Source organism: Pseudomonas sp. GM48 (assembly GCF_000282335.1).
Taxonomy (GTDB): Bacteria; Pseudomonadota; Gammaproteobacteria; order Pseudomonadales; family Pseudomonadaceae; genus Aquipseudomonas.
In genome coordinates this window covers 1-17483 of the sequence record NZ_AKJM01000148.1, presented here as the reverse complement: position 1 = coordinate 17483, position 17483 = coordinate 1, and the positions used below count along the sequence as shown (strand labels likewise).

At 59.3% G+C, this 17483-nt stretch carries 17 protein-coding genes and 1 pseudogene; 8 read left to right on the top strand and 10 right to left on the bottom strand.

What is annotated here, in order from left to right; translation table 11 throughout:
• Positions 1-148: 148 nt before the first annotated feature.
• Together PMI28_RS02980 and PMI28_RS02985 are read right to left on the bottom strand one after the other, a co-directional pair.
• Entirely contained in the window at positions 149-442 is a 294-nt protein-coding gene (locus PMI28_RS02980; protein WP_007991769.1) for a hypothetical protein, read from the bottom strand.
• A 56-nt stretch (positions 443-498) separates the two neighbouring features.
• On the bottom strand, positions 499-1104 hold the full coding sequence (locus PMI28_RS02985) for an arylesterase (protein WP_007991767.1): 606 nt from the start codon (positions 1102-1104) through the stop codon (positions 499-501).
• A gap of 10 nt (positions 1105-1114) precedes the next feature.
• On the opposite strand from PMI28_RS02985, the gene PMI28_RS02990 reads away from it, so the two are divergent.
• Complete coding sequence (locus tag PMI28_RS02990; RefSeq protein WP_007991765.1) at positions 1115-1798, top strand: ABC transporter ATP-binding protein; 684 nt, start codon at positions 1115-1117, stop codon at positions 1796-1798.
• Positions 1798-4302: an ABC transporter permease gene (locus tag PMI28_RS02995; protein WP_007991763.1), complete on the top strand. Its 2505-nt coding sequence runs from the start codon at positions 1798-1800 to the stop codon at positions 4300-4302. The genes PMI28_RS02990 and PMI28_RS02995 overlap by 1 nt, the downstream gene beginning before the upstream one ends.
• 180 nt (positions 4303-4482) lie before the next feature.
• On the opposite strand, the gene greB is transcribed toward PMI28_RS02995, so the two are convergent.
• On the bottom strand, positions 4483-4956 hold the full coding sequence (greB, locus tag PMI28_RS03000; RefSeq protein ID WP_007991762.1) for a transcription elongation factor GreB: 474 nt from the start codon (positions 4954-4956) through the stop codon (positions 4483-4485).
• Between the two features lie 601 nt (positions 4957-5557).
• On the opposite strand from greB, the gene PMI28_RS03005 reads away from it, so the two are divergent.
• The gene (locus PMI28_RS03005) at positions 5558-7045 is read left to right on the top strand and encodes a sensor histidine kinase (protein WP_033063594.1); all 1488 of its coding nucleotides are present in this window, start codon (positions 5558-5560) and stop codon (positions 7043-7045) included.
• On the opposite strand, the gene PMI28_RS03010 is transcribed toward PMI28_RS03005, so the two are convergent.
• On the bottom strand, positions 7046-7744 hold the full coding sequence (locus tag PMI28_RS03010; RefSeq protein ID WP_007991758.1) for a response regulator: 699 nt from the start codon (positions 7742-7744) through the stop codon (positions 7046-7048). It lies immediately after the preceding gene.
• A 338-nt stretch (positions 7745-8082) separates the two neighbouring features.
• On the opposite strand from PMI28_RS03010, the pseudogene PMI28_RS30615 reads away from it, so the two are divergent.
• Positions 8083-8187, top strand: a pseudogene (locus tag PMI28_RS30615) (cytochrome B); the annotation flags it as partial.
• A 39-nt stretch (positions 8188-8226) separates the two neighbouring features.
• On the opposite strand, the gene PMI28_RS30080 reads toward PMI28_RS30615, so the two are convergent.
• The 3 genes from PMI28_RS30080 to PMI28_RS03020 form a co-directional block, all read right to left on the bottom strand.
• Positions 8227-8535 carry a hypothetical protein gene (locus tag PMI28_RS30080; protein WP_007991757.1) on the bottom strand — a complete coding sequence of 103 codons (309 nt, stop codon included), beginning with the start codon at positions 8533-8535 and terminating at the stop codon, positions 8227-8229.
• Between the two features lie 247 nt (positions 8536-8782).
• Positions 8783-9217: a DoxX family protein gene (locus PMI28_RS03015; RefSeq protein WP_007991755.1), complete on the bottom strand. Its 435-nt coding sequence runs from the start codon at positions 9215-9217 to the stop codon at positions 8783-8785.
• A 103-nt stretch (positions 9218-9320) separates the two neighbouring features.
• Positions 9321-10742, bottom strand: coding sequence for a transglycosylase SLT domain-containing protein (locus tag PMI28_RS03020; protein ID WP_007991753.1), 1422 nt, complete (start codon positions 10740-10742; stop codon positions 9321-9323).
• Positions 10743-10966: 224 nt separating this feature from the next.
• Between PMI28_RS03020 and PMI28_RS03025 the strand changes: the two genes are divergently transcribed.
• From PMI28_RS03025 to PMI28_RS03035, 3 genes are all read left to right on the top strand, one after another.
• Positions 10967-11776 (top strand): TatD family hydrolase, encoded by an 810-nt coding sequence (locus tag PMI28_RS03025; RefSeq protein ID WP_007991751.1) that lies wholly within the window; start codon positions 10967-10969, stop codon positions 11774-11776.
• 189 nt (positions 11777-11965) lie between these two features.
• Complete coding sequence (locus PMI28_RS03030; protein ID WP_007991749.1) at positions 11966-13447, top strand: methyl-accepting chemotaxis protein; 1482 nt, start codon at positions 11966-11968, stop codon at positions 13445-13447.
• Between the two features lie 203 nt (positions 13448-13650).
• Positions 13651-14016 (top strand): Mpo1-like protein, encoded by a 366-nt coding sequence (locus PMI28_RS03035; RefSeq protein WP_007991746.1) that lies wholly within the window; start codon positions 13651-13653, stop codon positions 14014-14016.
• Here PMI28_RS03035 and PMI28_RS03040 read toward each other — a convergent pair whose 3' ends face one another.
• The 3 genes from PMI28_RS03040 to PMI28_RS03050 form a co-directional block, all read right to left on the bottom strand.
• The gene (locus PMI28_RS03040) at positions 14017-14814 is read right to left on the bottom strand and encodes an acyl-CoA thioesterase (protein ID WP_007991744.1); all 798 of its coding nucleotides are present in this window, start codon (positions 14812-14814) and stop codon (positions 14017-14019) included.
• Between the two features lie 233 nt (positions 14815-15047).
• Entirely contained in the window at positions 15048-15806 is a 759-nt protein-coding gene (locus PMI28_RS03045) for a CHAD domain-containing protein (RefSeq protein ID WP_007991741.1), read from the bottom strand.
• 100 nt (positions 15807-15906) lie between these two features.
• Positions 15907-16185 (bottom strand): hypothetical protein, encoded by a 279-nt coding sequence (locus PMI28_RS03050; protein ID WP_007991739.1) that lies wholly within the window; start codon positions 16183-16185, stop codon positions 15907-15909.
• 221 nt (positions 16186-16406) lie between these two features.
• On the opposite strand from PMI28_RS03050, the gene PMI28_RS03055 reads away from it, so the two are divergent.
• Positions 16407-17444, top strand: coding sequence for a patatin-like phospholipase family protein (locus PMI28_RS03055; RefSeq protein WP_007991737.1), 1038 nt, complete (start codon positions 16407-16409; stop codon positions 17442-17444).
• Positions 17445-17483 lie beyond the last annotated feature (39 nt).

The window sequence follows — 17483 nt, the reverse complement described above, 5'->3', positions numbered from 1 at the left end:
AGGGGCGAGACCTTTGGTTCCTTTGGGGCGTTTGCCAAAGGGACTCGCCGTAAGGGCGAAACCCTAAGCCGCCGTGACCGCAGCAACGGATATGTACACGGTCAACAAAAGACAGGCCGGCTATCAGGCCGCCTCGACTCCCGGCGGGTCAAAGCTCGAACCGCAACTCCGGCCAGATCGGCGAAGTGCCACGCTTCTGCGACTCAAGAATGGCCCTGCACAACGAACACAACCGCTGATCCTGAAACACCCGGCGATCAACACTCGACCAGCGAGGCGAAGCCGGCAACAGGCTGCCACACAGGGTTCGGTCCGCCGAGCCGCCCAACTCCAGCTGACGAGTCACCAGATGTACCCGCACTTCCTGACAGGCGAACAGATCCAGCTGCTCGTCAGGCTCGATCAGTTGGTAGGCAAATAGTGACCAGGCGGGACGCGGCATCGGGGGCTCCAAATCGGGGGCGCCACCTTAGCCGAAAGCCTGCTTCTAGAAAAGTGTCATAACAACGGTTTTAGAGTAGGCCAGACATTTTCCAGCAACTTGTCCTGGGCCCCCGCCGCCGGGTGTATGCCGTCGGCCTGCATCAAGTCCGGATGGCCGCCCACGCCTTCAAGGAAAAACGGCACCAGCGGGATCTTTTTCAGATCGGCCAGGGTGCTGTAGACCTCGGCGAAGGTCTTGGTGTAACGCACACCGTAATTGGGTGGCAGTTGCATGCCAAGCAACAGCACTTTCGCACCGCTGGCCCGAGAGCTGTCGATCATCGAAGCAAGATTTTGTTGCAATTGAATTAGCGGCATTCCGCGCAGACCGTCGTTGCCCCCCAGTTCGAGGATTACCAAATCCGGCTTATGCTCTGCAAGCAGCGTCGGCAGGCGTGCCTGGCCTCCAGCGCTGGTATCGCCACTGATGGACGCATTGATCACTTTATCGTCGAAACCTTCGCGCTTGAGCCGTTGCTCAAGCAGCGACACCCACCCCACCCGGGTATCCAGCCCGAAACCGGCGCTGATACTATCGCCAACGATCAGGACTGTACCCGCCGCTGCGTTTTGGGCCATGCACATCAAGGCCAGGCCAGCACTCAAAAACCAGACACGCATCGGACTCTCCATGGGCGCAAGCATTCTCATCGCGAAGGACCTTAGCAAAGTGGTTCCCAGCGCGGAAGGTGAACTGACCATCCTGCACGAACTCAGCCTGGAACTGAACAAGGGCGATAGCCTGGCCATCGTCGGCGCTTCCGGTTCCGGCAAATCCACCTTGCTGGGCCTGCTCGCCGGCCTCGACCTGCCGAGCAGCGGCGAAGTCACTCTCGCCGGGCAAGGCTTGAGCAACCTCGATGAAGACCAGCGTGCGCGCATCCGCGCCGAGCACGTGGGTTTCGTGTTCCAGTCATTCCAGCTACTCGACAGCCTCAATGCCCTGGAAAACGTCATGCTGCCGCTGGAACTCGATGGCCGCAAAGACGCCCGCGAGCGCGCCACCCAATTGCTGCAACGCGTAGGACTGGGCCAACGCCTGACTCACTCGCCGCGCCAGCTCTCCGGGGGCGAGCAACAACGCGTGGCGATTGCCCGCGCGTTTGCCGCCGAACCCGATGTGCTATTCGCCGACGAACCTACCGGCAACCTCGACAGCCACACCGGTGAGCGCATCAGTGACTTGCTGTTCGAGCTCAACAAGGAGCGCGGCACGACCCTGGTGCTGGTGACTCACGATGAACGCCTGGCCCATCGCTGCCGGCGCCTGATCCGTCTTGAAGCCGGCCTGCTGGTCGCCCCTCTGGAGCCTTGATGGCACGTCTGCCGCTGTTGCGCCTGTTCAGTCTCGCCATCCGCCAATTGCTGCGCGATGCCCGCGCCGGTGAGCTGCGTGTGTTGTTTTTTGCCTTGTTGGTGGCCGTGGCCGCCAGCACCGCCATCGGCTATTTCGGTGCCCGCCTGAACGGCGCCATGATGCTGCGCGCGACCGAATTTCTCGGTGCCGACCTGCTCCTCGAAGGCAGTTCGCCTGCTCGCCCCGAACAGATAAAAAGCGGCGCCGAACTGGGGCTGGAACATGCGCAGGTGGTGGAGTTTTCCAGCGTCATCGCCACCGACAATGGCATCCAGTTGTCCAGCATCAAGGCGGCCGATGATACCTACCCGCTACGCGGCGAATTGAAAAGCGCGCCCGCCCCATTCGCCACGGAAACAGCCGGTGGCGGACCGCAACCCGGCGAAGCCTGGGTCGAGGCACGTCTGCTGACCGCCCTTGACCTGAAGATCGGCGACAGCATCGATGTCGGCATGAAAACCCTGAAACTGGCGCGGGTGCTGACTTACGAGCCCGACCGCGCCGGCAATTTCTACAGCCTGACGCCTCGGGTGCTGATCAATCTCGGTGACCTCGCGGCAACCGGCGTGGTGCAACCCGGCAGCCGGGTCAGCTATCGCGAATTATGGCGAGGCAATGCCCAGGCACTCGAGACGTATCGGCAACTGATCAAACCGGGACTTGCCGCCAACCAGCGCTTGCAGGACGCCCGCGACGGCAACCGGCAGATCGGCGGCGCCCTGGGCAAGGCCGAACGCTACCTGAACATGGCCAGCCTGGTGGCGGTGTTGCTGTCCGGCGTGGCGGTGGCGCTGTCAGCAACCCGCTTCGCCACCCGCCGCTTCGATGCCAGTGCGTTACTGCGCTGCCTCGGGCTGTCGCGCCGGGAAACCATGGTCTTGTTCAGTCTGCAACTGACGGTGCTCGGGCTGCTGGCCAGCACCAGCGGCGCCCTCCTCGGCTGGCTCGCACAACTGGGGTTGTTTGCCCTGCTGCACGACTTGTTGCCGACCGACGTGCCTCCGGGCGGACTGTTTCCGGCCGTCGCCGGGATCGGTACAGGACTGGTGGCGCTGGCCGGTTTCGCCTTGCCGCCGCTGGCGGCTCTGGGTCGGGTTCCGCCATTGCGTGTGCTGCGCCGGGACATGCTGCCGATCCCTTCCAGCACCTGGATGGTCTACGGTGCAGCGCTGGGCGCCCTCGCCCTGATCATGTGGCGCCTGAGCCTGGACCTGGTGCTGACCTTTGCCCTGCTCGGCGGCGGCGTAATTGCAGCACTGGTGCTGGGCGGTTTGTTGTTGCTGCTGTTGAAGAGTCTGCGGCGCATGCTTGCTCGTGCGTCCTTGCCCTGGCGCCTGGGACTCGGTCAATTGCTACGTCATCCGCTGGCGGCCGCAGGCCAGTCTCTGGCGTTCGGCCTGATTCTGCTGTCGATGGCGCTAATCGCCTTGCTACGCGGCGAGTTGCTGGACACCTGGCAAAACCAGTTACCCAAAAACGCCCCCAACTACTTCGCCCTGAACATCCTGCCGGCGGACAAACAGGCCTTCACCGATCACCTGATCGCCGTGTCGGCACAATCGGCGCCGCTGTACCCGGTAGTGCCGGGGCGCTTGATCAGTATCAACGGCGAGCCGGTGCAGCAAATCGTCACCAAAGAATCGGCCGGCGACCGGGCGATCCAGCGCGACCTGAGTCTGACCTGGGCCGCGGACCTGCCGTCGGGCAACAAGCTCACGGCCGGCAACTGGTGGAACGAACAAACGCCGGACGATATTCCCGGTGTGTCGGTGGAAGGCAAGGTCGCTGAAAGCCTGAAAATCAAGCTCGGCGATCATCTGGTTTTCAGCGTTGGCGGGGTCAATCGCGAGGCGAAAGTCACCAGCCTGCGCGAGATCAACTGGGACAACTTCCAGCCGAACTTCTTCATGATCTTCCAGCCCGGTACCCTGAAGGATCTGCCAGCGACGTACCTGACCAGTTTCTATCTGGCATCGGGTCATGACCAACAGATTGTCGACCTGTCCCGCGCCTTCCCGGCGGTAACGATCCTGCAGGTCGAAGCCTTACTGGAGCAACTGCGCAGCATCCTCGCCCAGGTGACCCTGGCGGTGGAGTACGTGTTGTTGTTTGTGTTGGCGGCGGGAATGGCAGTGCTGTTCTCCGGCCTGCAAGCGACGCTGGACGAACGCATTCGCCAGGGTGCATTGCTGCGGGCGCTGGGCGCGGAGCGGCAGTTGCTGATCAAGGCTCGACGCATCGAGTTCGGTTTGCTGGGCGCGGTCAGTGGTTTGCTGGCTGCGCTGGGTTCGGAAGTCGTCAGTTGGGTGCTGTACCGCTATGCCTTTGACCTGCCGTGGCATCCGCATCCATGGCTGTTGTTGCTGCCACTGGTTGGCGCGGTACTCATTGGTGGTGCCGGGGTGTTCGGCACCCGTCGGGCGTTGAACGCCAGCCCGCTGACAGTCCTGCGCGAGGGTTGATAGACGCCTGCCATCCTCACCACAGGAAGCTGTCGTGAGCCGTTACCGCCGGCACCACGGCCCGAGGTGATCGCCCGGAGAACGCCGAACTGCTCCAGGCCCCGCTCACCCCATACCATTGCCTCTGAAAGCCTTAAAATCCGGGTACCCGGAATTAGTAGCCACTCTCAGAAACGCATACTATTTTTCGTAAAAAATTTCGTTAATCCACCACAACACTTCTCCGCCCGGGGTATGAACAACAGCTTCGTCGCCCACTTCCTTCTTCAAAAGCGCACGCGCCATCGGCGAATCGATCGAAATGTAATCGTTACGACCGTAGATTTCGTCGTACCCCACCACTCTGAATTTCTTGATCTCGCCCGCCTCGTTTTCGATCTCGACCCAAGCCCCGAAAAAGACCCTTCCCTCCTGCTCGGGCGAATACTCGACAACCCGTACATCCTCGAGCCTTTTTCGAAGGTATCGGACACGTCGGTCAATTTCTCGAAGCAGCTTCTTGTTGTACTGGTAGTCAGCATTTTCACTTCGGTCGCCCAGTGAGGCTGCCCACGTGACTTTTCGAGTGGTGTCAGGACGTTTTTCTCGCCAAAGGAAGTCGAGCTCTTGCCGCAAAGCCTCGTGCCCTTCTTTTGTGATTATGTTGGTACTCAAGTCGGGTTTCTCACTAACGATTATCTCAAACAAGGCAGGATGGGATCGCGAATTGCCGGCTTCATACCCGGTGCCAAAGCGACTTCTTCGGGCACTGCCATCCGGCGACCTGATGCCCTCTGGCGTTTTTTGCCTTCAATTCGAATGATCTGCAATGGCCTGGGCCGATTTTTTTCAACAACAAGCTTAATCGCTCTCGCTCATTGATAGCTCGGAATACCTGTATCGAATTCATCAATTTGAGGGGTTCTGGCCATGGGTATAACCGCACTGGTGGGGCATCTGTTTCGCGTGGTGGTCTGGCTGATCATCCGTGATGTGTAGTCCACCCGTGAAGCTTTCGGATCGCTTTACAGTGAACTACTGTCAGTCATGGGCCCCCGTCAATGCGCAATTGCTCAGGTTCTGATGGACGTAATTCGTGTACTCCGAATGGGTCAGGCGTATGGAGTCTTGGCCAAAACTGCCCCCAGGCTTGCCCATCCTGAGTATCGTTTTGATTGAATGTGAAGCGCTTGAGCTCAAACATGCCAATCTCCAGATATCCGTTGAATTGCAGGGTTTCCAACCGACCGTTCACGAAGATCAGGGAACCAAATCGATGATAAAAGACGCAAAGGTCGAATCAGAAAGCGAAACTTTTATCGCGCAGGAGACTGACGCTTCGGTCGGACCTGCCCCTGCTTGCGATGTGGTTCGCAATGGAGTCTGGCGCACACGGGTCAGGGGCCAGGCGCGCAAGCTGAGTCGCTCGACCCAGTTTGTCATTGCCGCTGCGGTGATCCTGGGACTTACCATGTTTTTCGTCGGCAAACTGGTGAGTGAACGAATAGAAAGTGCCGCGGTATATAGCGCGGCAGAAGCAGCCGCTCAATACATGGATACGTTTCTGGAGCCCTATGTGCAGGAAATGAGCCGGGATAACGGCCTGTCGGCTGCAAGTGTCCAGTTTCTGGACCGTCTCACGGAAAGTCGCTCGCTAAAACAGCACATTGTCTCGATCAAGATCTGGCGAGCGGATGGCACGGTGGTTTACGGCACGAATAAAGCCATTACCAACCGCAAATTCCCAATGGATGAGATCACCGAGGCACTCAAGGGCAAAGTGGTCACCGACCTTAAAGACCTGGACGAGGATGAGAACGAGTTCGAGCGCGAGCTCGACTTGCCGCTCTATGAGATCTACGCCCCCCTGCGGGATTCAAGCTCCGGGAAGATCATCGCGGTGGGCGAGTTTTATGAAAAGGCCGATAGCCTCAAGCGCGAGGTCAATCGGGTCCGACAGCAGGTATGGGGGGTCGTTGGCGCCGCGACGCTGGCAATGCTGTCGCTGCTTTTTTTCATCGTGCGACGCGGTGACAAGATTATCCAGCAACAACAAGTGGCACTGCGCTTACGGCTGCAGGAGCAAACCCGTTTGCACATCAGTAATGCCGAACTCCAGCGCAAGATAGCGACGGCGACCCAAGAGTTTTCCCGTGTCAACGAACTGACCTTGAGGCGCATCGGTGCAGACCTGCACGATGGGCCGGCGCAGTTACTGACCTTGATTCTGATCCGGCTCGACGACTTGGCCGAAAACTGCTCCACTGTCGATCAGGAGTCGCTGGAAACCATTCGTGGCGCCGCCACCGACGCATTGCATGAGGTCCGCGATTTATCACGGGGGCTGGCACTTCCGGAAATTAACGACTTGAGCCTGGTGGAAGAGTTGCAACTAGTGGCGCAACGGCACGAGCAACGCACTGGCACCAAGGTCACATTAACGCTGGGGCTGCTACCGGAGGCCGCGCCACTGCCGCTCAAACTCTGTTTGTACCGTTTTGTGCAAGAAGCCCTCAGCAACGCTTACCGTCATGCCAACGGCGAGGGTCAGGTCGTCCAGGCGCAATACATTGATGAAATATTGAACATCAGCGTCAGGGACAGTGGTCCGGGAATGGCGGCGGACGCCTTGCTGCAAGAGACATCCGGCAGAAACCGATTGGGGCTCGCCGGTTTGCGCTATCGCATTGAATCCCTGGGCGGGTTGTTCAGCATCGACTCCGGCGCGTCTGGTACGTCGGTAAATGCACAGTTCAAATTCTAGTCAGGAGTCGCCCCGGGCATCCATTTGTGTTTTCCCTGTGCCGACATGAAGTCGCTCGATAGCTTCGCGCTCCCTGTAATGCCGTAGAGCCGTGACCGCTTCGACACGATTTCGGGCGTGCAGTTTCTGCATCACACAACCCATGTGGTGCTTGACGGTTTTTTCGCTGATCGACAGCTTTGACGCAACTTCCCTGTTGGTCAGCCCATTTGAAACTTCACGAATGACCTCCTCCTCGCGATGGGTCAGATCAAACTTGTGAGCTTCCGCTTCGTGCTTTTTGCTTTTACTCAGCAATTTGTTGGCAAACTCGGGGGTGACATACGTCTCTCCCTTGGCAACCGACCGGATCGCCATGACCAGTTCCGGTCCGCTGACACCTTTCAACACATAGCCGCGCGCGCCGGCCTCCAGTGCCAAAAAGGCATCATCTTCGGATTCTGAAACCGTCAGCATCAGCACTTTTACATTCGGCAACTGAGTGGAGATGAACCGCACCACGGCGAAAACATCGCCCGGCATATTGACGTCCATCAGCATCACGTCCGGACGCACTTTCTGGGCAATATCCCTGGCATCTTCCGCATTGGCGCCCTGCTCCACGACCTGAAAATCCGCCCGTTTTCTCAACGTATTGGCAACGCCCTCACGCAACATCGGATGATCGTCGGCAATGCCGATGCGAATGAATGGACTCATGACGCGCTCCCGAAAGGATCAGCACTCGAACACTCATTGATTAATAGCAGGGAACCCGGGATGACGCCGGCCACCGGTCATATGTCGCAGGCTCCAAGTGTTCGCAAATCAGACTTAGGTCGGACAGGATTCGACCGTCAACAAGCAATCCTTGCGACAAGAATCTGCAATGTGAGATTCCAGCCAATTGTTTTTAAACGCCTTTAAAACCTTGAAAAACTGACACCCTCATAAAACCCGGATCCGTCTTTCATCCGACCAACAGTCGCTCATGCCAGGCAACTCTGGCATGCAATGGCGAATATCGGCATCGTGGATGCCTACGAAATCGTTACTGGATAACCGCTTCGAAGGCGCACCGTTGCGGGAAATTGTCGATCACTTTGCACTGGCTGATGCTGGCGCTGTCTGTTGGCGTCTACGGTTGTTTGAAATCAAGGGGCTGTTCCGTGTGGCGGCCACTTGAGGAGGCGTTCCGGGCCTCAGCGCCGGGTAATCAGCCCTTGCCGGGCAACGCGGGTGAGTTGCCTGATCATTTCAGGAGCGTCTTCGAGGCTGGGGGATTGAATCACCGCCAGATCGAAACTGTCGTCGGCAAAACGAGCGAGCGACTCACCGTCTTCGACAAACTGGATCAGGAAGGCAGCTGGACCGCCGGTACGTCGTGGCCAGCCATCGAGATAACGCAAGAGCGTCGGCTGATGCTTACCGCCAAGCAGGATTTTTGGATTGCGCTGGGTGAGATGTGCCGTGATCGGCGCGGGACGTACAACAGGGTTTAGTGCATTCATTGTGTCGTGTCTCTGCCTCAAAAGTCTGCATGGCAGGTGAGAGGCAACACCGAACCAGCGCTTTAGCGGTATTTCGAAGCCTGTTCTGGCTTCTGTCGGCAACTGAATGAGTCACCTGGCGCCCCGCAAGTAGCTGTTTAAATCGGCGCATGAGCAACATCCTAGAGAAGCTGACCGGACAGTGTCAAGAATGACGCTCAACAAAAAAGGCCCGCACGATGCGGGCCTTTTCGTTGAGCCAGAGCGGTCAGCCGGCGATGGCACGGTCTGCCGAGAGTTTGCCCGCACCTTCGAACAATACCGCGATACTGCCACCGAGCAGGGCCAGGGCGAATTCATAACCATTGTTGGCCATGAACAGTCCGTTGCTGATGTGCACCGAGAAAATCGCGACCAGTGACAGAAAGATCAGGCCCAGTGCGGCCGGACGAACCAGCAGGCCGATGATCAAGGCCAGGCCGGCGAAGAACTCGATGCCGCCCGCCAGTGTGGCCATCAGGTAACCTGGAGTCAGTCCCAGGCTTTCCATGTACTGCGCGGTTCCCGCCAGACCATAGCCACCGAATGCCCCGAAGAGTTTCTGCGAGCCGTGAGCGGCGAAGACAATACCGACAACGATGCGCAGAACCGCCAGGCCGTAACCAGCGCGGGTAGACAGTACCTTGTTGATCAGAGTGCTCATGCTGTTTCATTCCTTGTCAGTGTGTGTTGGTTGGCCGCCATATTAATCGGTAAATCTCATGTTAAAAGCGCAAAAATCCCAACATAAAAATCGAATTAATTGATCATTTGCGCAAGACAACTTTTTGTCCCTGGGGCTCCAACGACTCTCGCTCCCGATCGAACGCCAAAAAATACTTGTTCACGCTATTAACATAGCTGACGGGGCCCATACCCACTTGCTCCATGGCAACGCGTTCGACCTGGAAGAACCACTGGTTGGGATTCAATCCTCGCCGCCGGGCTTCGGCGCGCATGCCCTGAACCCGCTCCGGCCCGATGTTGTAGGCTGCCAGTACGAAGGCCATGCGTTCGCGCTCGTTGAGTTTCGGGCTGGCAAAGAATTTGCGCCGGATCATTGCCAGGTACTTGGCCCCGGCCTGCACATTGCCGTCAACGTCCTGAATATTGTCGACCCCCACTCGCTGCGCCGCAGCAGGCGTGATCTGCATCAAACCGGTCGGGCCACCGCCACCGCGGGCGGCAGGTTGCAGGGCTGACTCCTTGAAGGCCAGCGCCGCCAGGTTCAGCCAGTCCATGCCCTGGGCATCGGCGTGTTTCTGCAGCACCGGGCGAAGTTTTTCCAGACGCTGCCGGTCCGCCTTGGCCAATGGATAGTGCACTTGATAGAGACGACGATAGATCCGCAGGAACGCGGCATCCTGATCCGATGGCTTTTTGTAGACGGTAAGGAAGCGATCAATGCTGGCTCGCAGCATCGACGCATCGCGGCGCACGAACCAGAACTCTTCTCCCGGATCACTGATGAGTACCTGCTTGTCGAAACGCAGGTTGGGCAGGATCTTGCCCCAGCGTTCGGCGATCGGCTGCTCGACGATGGTCAGGTGGAAGATCCCGCCCTGCACCATCTCCAGTACGTCCTCGACGGCGAGGCTCGGATCGACCCATTCGACTTTGACCGGTGGCAGTTTGTGCAGGGCGAGCTTTTGATTGATCTGGCTGACGGCATCTCCGGCGGCGCTGCCGGCGGGTAACGCCAGGGTCTTGCCGGAAAGCTGTTCAAGCCGGGTGTAGCGACGTTCGCCTTTGATGCCCACCAGGACCAACGGGATGTTGCTGGCAACCGGCTCACTGGTGCTGACGGCGAAACCCGCTTGCAGATCGAGCAACTCTCCGGGCGCCACCAGATCGCCCTCCCCGCGCTGCAATGCACCGAGCAATTGATCCTTGGCCTTGGGAATGATCTTGAGGGTGACTTCCTGACCGTCACGGGCGTGGCCGTTGAGGTATTGCTCGAAAGCTCTCAGGCGATGGTATTCGACCCCGATCGCCTGCCCCTGGACTTCGCCGGAACTGTTGCGGCTCTGGTTGACCAGCACCCGCAGCACACGACTGCTGCGGATTTGCGCAAGGTCGCGCACCTCGGTGGCCGGTACGGCTTGCAGTGGCCCGGGCAGACGCGCGACCGCCGACATCGGCAATAGCAGCGAACAGCACAGCAGTAGCAAAACCGAGGGACGAATCATCCACTCTCCGGAAAGAATATGAGGCCGCTTCAATGAAGCACGGCGACAAAAACAGAGCGCCCGAAGCGCTGGCAAAGTGGGAAAGACTGGCACAATGATGGCAAAACTACCAACCCAGCCTGGCCCGCGGCTCAAGAGACAGCGTTAACCCGTTGTAGTTCTTGGCTTTTCTTATAAATCCACGGCTCTGATATGCTTTCCGGCCTTTGGGCCGAGGTAGCACCATGCAACTCATCGATATCGGCGTCAACCTGACCAACCCCTGTTTTGCCGACAAACACCAGGCCGTACTCGACCGCGCCTACGCGGCCGGCGTGTGCCAACTGGTGCTGACCGGCACCAGTGTCGAGGGCAGCGAACAGGCCCTTGAGCTATGCCGGCAACTGGACGAAAGCAGTCAGCGCCTGTTCGCCACCGCCGGTATTCACCCTCACTGCGCCAGCGACTGGAACGCCGACAGCGCTCGACGTTTGCGCAGCTTGCTCAAGGAGCCAAGTGTGGTGGCCGTGGGCGAATGCGGGCTGGATTTCAACCGTGATTTCTCGCCGCGTCCACAGCAGGAAAAGGTCCTCGAAGAACATCTGGCAATGGCGGTTGAATTGCAGTTGCCGGTTTTTCTGCACGAACGCGACGCCAGCCAGCGTTTGCTGGAGATCCTGCGCGACTTCCGCGATCAACTGCCGGCCGCCGTGGTGCATTGTTTCACCGGAGAGCAGAAGGCACTGTTCGGCTACCTCGACCTGGATTTGCACATCGGCATTACCGGCTGGATCTGCGACGAGCGCCGGGGCACGCATTTGCATCCACTGGTCAAGGAGATCAAGCGCGGGCGCCTGATGCTCGAGAGCGATGCGCCGTACCTGCTGCCGCGCAGCCTGCGCCCCAAGCCGAAAAACGGGCGTAACGAGCCGGCGTACCTGACCGAAGTATTGCGCGAAGTGGCGCTGCATCGCGGCGAAAGCCAGGAAGATCTGGCGGCGCATACCACAGCGTGCGCACGGGCGTTCTACGGGTTGCCATCAATCCCACAGTAAACACAGAACCCTCTGTGGGAGCGGGCTTGCTCGCGAAGACGGTGTGTCATTCAGCATTGAAGTCGATTGATACAGCGCTTTCGCGAGCAAGCCCGCTCCCACATTGACCTGTATCAAAATCCGAATTCTGCATGGCGGCACAATGATGGCACCTTGCCAAAACTGTTTCCGCTATCAGAGAAGACCTCCATGGGTGCCTGGCTTAGCAATATCTCGCTGAAATACAAATTCTGGGCGGTCAATGCCGTCGCGTTCGTCACCACCCTGTTGTTAGTGCTGTACGCGGTGCAGCTTGAACAGCAGGCCCGTAGTCATGCGTCCCAGGCCTCGGCCCAGGCACAAGCGCGATTGTTGGGTGACTGGCCTGCCGCGCAGCCACTCCCCAGGGCCGATAACCTTCTGACATTCAGCCGCGGACAGGCGCCGTCACTGGATGGACAACCCGTGCTCGAACTCACCGACTCAAACGGTTGGGTCGAGATCAACGCGATGCCGCTGTTCGGTGACAACCCGTTGATGGGCGCCGAAGTGTTTACCCGCACCGGTGGCCAGCAAGTCGCCGTGATTGCCCATGGTCCGAGCCTGAGCCAGGTGTTCAGCGAGCGTTTTGCCAATTACGCGGTGGCCGTGTTCATTCTGATGCTGGCAATGCTCGGCGCATCGCAGTTATTGATCCGCTTCCTGCTCAGCCAGCTCAACACCTTGAAAGACGTCATGTTGCACGTGGAGAAAACCGGCGACCTGTCGGCCCGCGTGCCATTGGCTTGTCGCGACGAAGTCGGGCAAATGGCCAACGCCTTCAACGCCATGCAAGCCGGTTATCAACGGGTGGTCAACACCGTCGCCAGCACCGCTCGGCAACTGGACGTCGGCGCCGCGCGGCTGGCGGCCAGCATGAATGAAGTGCGTCACGGCATGCAGGGCCAGCAAAGCGAAACCGATCAGGTCGCCACGGCGATCAATGAAATGACGGCCACGGTCTATCACATCGCCCAACATGCGGGTGCCACCCGTGACCTTTCGCAATCGGCCGATACCCTGGCCGGCAGCGGCCAGGAGGTCGTGACGCGGGTACAGCGGTCGATTGCCGGACTGTCCACCGGTGTCCAGCAGACCGCCGAGATGATTCAGCGCCTGGCCGAGGACAGCCAGAAGATCAACGGCGTGGTCAATGTGATTCACAGCATCGCCGAGCAGACCAACCTGTTGGCGTTGAACGCCGCCATCGAAGCGGCCCGTGCCGGCGAGATGGGGCGCGGCTTCGCGGTGGTCGCCGATGAAGTGCGCAACCTGGCCAAACGCGTGCAGGCCTCCACGGATGAAATCACCCTCATGGTGGCGGCGTTGCAGACTGGCACGCGGGACGCCGTGGACTTCATGCAAGAGAGCTCGCTCAAGGCCGACGATTGCGTGCAACAGGCCCAGGAGGCCGGTTCGGCATTGGTCGAGATCACCAGCGCGGTGGCGCAGATGCGTGAAAGCAACACGCAGATCGCGGTGGCGGCCGAACAGCAGAGTCAGGTAGCGGAAGAGATGAACCGGGCGGTGGTGAGCATCCGTGACGTGACCGAGAATACGGTGCAGCAGACGGTGACTTCGGCGATTACCAGCAATGAGTTGGCGGCATTGGCCGGGGAGTTGAGCAAGGCGATAGGTCAGCTGAAACTTTGAGTGCCTCTTCGCGAGCAAGCCCGCTCCCACAGGAGATTGCGTTCAAAATGTGGGAGCGGGCTTGCTCGCGAAGAGGCCGGAACCGGTAACATCAATCCAGACCATGACGCCTATCAAGCCAATAGCCAGCCTTGATTCGCCGCCAACATTGACCGGGCCTATTCTTCACCATATGTGTTCAACATGGATCGAGGATCAGCATCATGGGCAAACGTCACCCCAACCTTCCCGCCTGGCAATGGCGAGCGTACCCGAACAATCATCAGCACCCGACCAATCTGGTGCTGCACCTGATCGCGGTGCCGCTGTTCATCGTGGCGTTTCTGTTGATCGTGTCCGGAGTATTCAGCCTGAGCCTGGCGAACGTCGCCATCGGCGTGATCGGTGTGATTGCGGCGCTGGCCTTGCAACGCCACGGCCATAACCTCGAGGCGCAAGCCGCCGAACCCTTTAGTGATCGCAAGGATGCGATATCGCGCTTGTTGGTCGAGCAGTTCCTGACGTTTCCGCGGTTTTTCCTCAGCGGTGGCTGGTGGCGCGCCTGGCGTGAGCGCCACCGCCGTCACTGATCAGGCGAACACCGTCACCGTCTGCCGGCTCATGGCGATCAACCGGCCATCCGCGCTCCACATTTTCGCGGCGGCATGCCCGTAGCCGTCGGCGGCGTACTCGGTTTCGACGAGGTATTTGCACCAGTCCAGGGTGTTCAGCTGCAGCAGCGGTTGCACGAACTCGATGGTCCAGGTCAGCGTGCTGCCCATCGCCGGTTTCTTTAAAAACGGCATCAGGGCCGGTGGCCAGGCGTCCACCAGCGCCAGAATATGCGCCTCGCTGATCGCCTCTTCTTTAACGTCGCCGCGCAAGCGTACCCAGCCGCCCATTTGCCGGGAGGTGCTACCGCTGAACGGCAACCCGCCGACGCTCCAGCGCATCGCCAGATGCCGCATGAATTCCGGGAGGACGCCTTCGACAAAAGGCAATTCCTGACACTCGTCCCAGTGCTTCATTTCCGGTGCCGGTTCAGCAGCCACCGCCACTTCCGAGGGGCGCGAGGCGCCAAAGCTGCCCTGGATCAACGTCACCACTTGGCCCTTTTGCATCACCCGGCCCAACACCTGGCTGACGGCCTTGCCTTCGCGCAGCACGTCGACCTCAAAACTGACCGGAACCTCGGGTTCAACCGGGCCGACAAAGGTGATTGCCAACGAACGCACCGGACGATCCATCGGAACCCGCGCACGCATGGCTTCATACTGCAAAGCGGCCACCAGGCCACCGAAACTGGCCCGCCCCTGTGCCCAGGAGGCCGGGATAGACAACTCCAGCGGCTGGCAACGGACAGCGTCAAGCAGTTCGGAAAAGCGCATGAAAACCTCAGGGATAGGAAAAAGATGAGGGGATCTTAACCAGCCAGCGATGGCTATACAGCACCCATTCCGGCCAAATTGACTGACAGATGAGCCGTGCAGGTTTCATGTCGAACATAAAAACCCTGTGGGAGCGGGCTTGCTCGCGAAGAGGCCATCAGCCCTGACATTAATGGTGACTGACAAACCGTCTTCGCGAGCAAGCCCGCTCCCACATTTGTTCGGTGGTGTTCTCAGGATTTGAAGCAATCGCGACTGAGTTTTTCCAGCACCCGGTCTGCACACTGTTCAGCCTCGGCCATAGTGGCTTTCCACACTGCAACACAGGGCAGCAAATCCGCTTCCCGTTCAGCCATGGCCAGCCATTGCACACAATCGTGCCAGTCACCCAGCGCGCCCTGGGCCGATTTCAATCGGGGCATGGCCGCTTTCGGCAAACGGTCCAGCTCGGGGTAAGCGTCGATACCATAGCGCACGCGCTTGATCAGCAGACGCAGCCGGTGGCGGTCGTGGGTCGGGTCGTGCAGCGCTTCGTCGAGTTTTTTCCACTGTTTGCCCAGGCGTTTTTCAATGCGCTTGCGCAAGCCCTTGAGCAATCCCTGGCGCTGGGCAGCGCGTAGAAAACGCGGAAACGCATCGAGGACGATCAGCATTTGCGCGAGCTCGGGACTGGCCGCCACGGCCGGATAGGCCTCGGCCATTTGTGCCATGCGCCGCTGTGCAGCTTGCGGTTGATGGTGCTGGAGCAGGTACGCCGCCAGCACTTCGCGATCACGTAATGGCGTGGTCAGATCGCCTACCCGGGAGGCTGCAGCTTCCAGCTGTTCGACACCGGGCACCCCCTGCAAGGGGCGCAACAGACTGCGCAACCGACGCATGGTTGTGCGCAGATCGTGTAACGCTTCAGGGTCAGTACGCTCTTTCAAGCGGGCCTGACAGGCCAGCAGACGAACTTCCAGGCCCAGGACATGAGCCACCAACCGATCAATCATGGGGGTTTACTCCGTAAACAGCGCCAGGCTGCAAGCTACGAGCGGCAAGCCCGATGAGTCTTGCAACTCGTAGCTTAGAGCCTGCAGCTGCTTTTTGCCTTCAACGCCCCGCGCGCGACTCACGAATATAGAAACGGGCCTTCTCGGCCTTGTGGCTGCACCCTTCGAACCCCTCGAATTGCTGCTGGGTCTTGGCCGCGGTCAACAGCGACAAGGCTTTGGAGTAGCTGACAGTCCCGGCGAAACCTTCGGCCTTGGCCAGGTCCAGCTCATGCCACGCGGCATCCAGGTTACTACCGCAACTGTCGCGATAAGCGGTTTTGCCGGCACAACCGGCAAGCGCCAGGGCAATCAATGGCACGCAGATCCAGGCTTTCATCACTCACTCCTCAAAGATAGGTCAACAGTCGTGCAGGTAAGACGGTGTGGCACCCGAAAAGTGCCGTTGGTCCGCTATGCAAACTATAGCGCTGACGAGGATAACCATGTGCCGCCATGGACTGTCGAAAATACGACGCCGTTGCCCCATAGAACGACCATGGCGATTGAAGCATGGCCCTCGATGGGTGCATTGTTGAACCATTCAAGCGAGGGCGATCCATGAAAAAGCGTGTCGCACTGGTATTGGGCTCGGGTGGAGCCCGGGGTTATGCGCATATTGGGGTCATTGAAGAGATCGAACGGCGCGGCTATGACATTGCCTGTATCGCCGGTTGCTCCATGGGCGCGGTGGTAGGCGGGATCTATGCTGCGGGCAAACTCAACGATTACCGCGACTGGATCGAGAGCCTGGATTATCTCGACGTCTTGCGTCTGGTGGACGTCAGTTTTCGTCTGGGGGCGATCCGTGGCGAGAAAGTCTTCGGGCAGATCCGCAAGATCGTCGGCGAGGTCAACATCGAAGACTTGCGCATTCCCTACACCGCGGTTGCCACCGACCTGACCAACCAGCAGGAAATCTGGTTCCAGGAAGGTTGCCTGCATCAAGCCATGCGCGCCTCGGCAGCGATTCCCAGCCTGTTTACCCCGGTGATGCAGGGCAACCGCATGTTGGTGGACGGCGGCATTCTCAACCCGCTGCCGATCGTGCCGGTGGTGTCGAGCCATTGCGATTTGATCATCGCGGTCAACCTCAACTCCACCAACCAGCGCCACTATCAATTGCCGGTCATCCAGCGCCCCGCTGCCTTCAAGACCCGCTTCGACAGCCTGATCAACTCCGTCGGCTCGAAATTGCCGTTCCGGCGCAAACAGGCTGAACAATTGTTGGTTCTGGAACAGGAAGCCTTGAAGGCCGAAGGTGCGGACTTCAATCCGTGGGTCGAATCCGCCGAGCCCGACGCGCAGCAACCCGCGGCAGCCCCGCAAGCCAGTGGCGCGCCCCGCTCCGCCACCGGTTCGTTCATCATCGACAACGTCGGGCCGGCGTCCTTGCTGGATCTGATCAACCAGAGTTTCGAGGTGATGCAGACGTCGCTGGCGCAGTACAAGATTGCCGGGTATCCACCGGACATCCTGATCAACGTACCCAAGCGCGTGTGCCGGTTTTTCGAGTTCTACAAGGCGCCGGAGCTGATCGCGCTGGGACGGGAGATTGCGCGGGATACGCTGGATCGGTATGAGAATGAGCAGAATTGAACGTCTGAAAGTTCTCGGGTGACTATCAGGGCCTCTTCG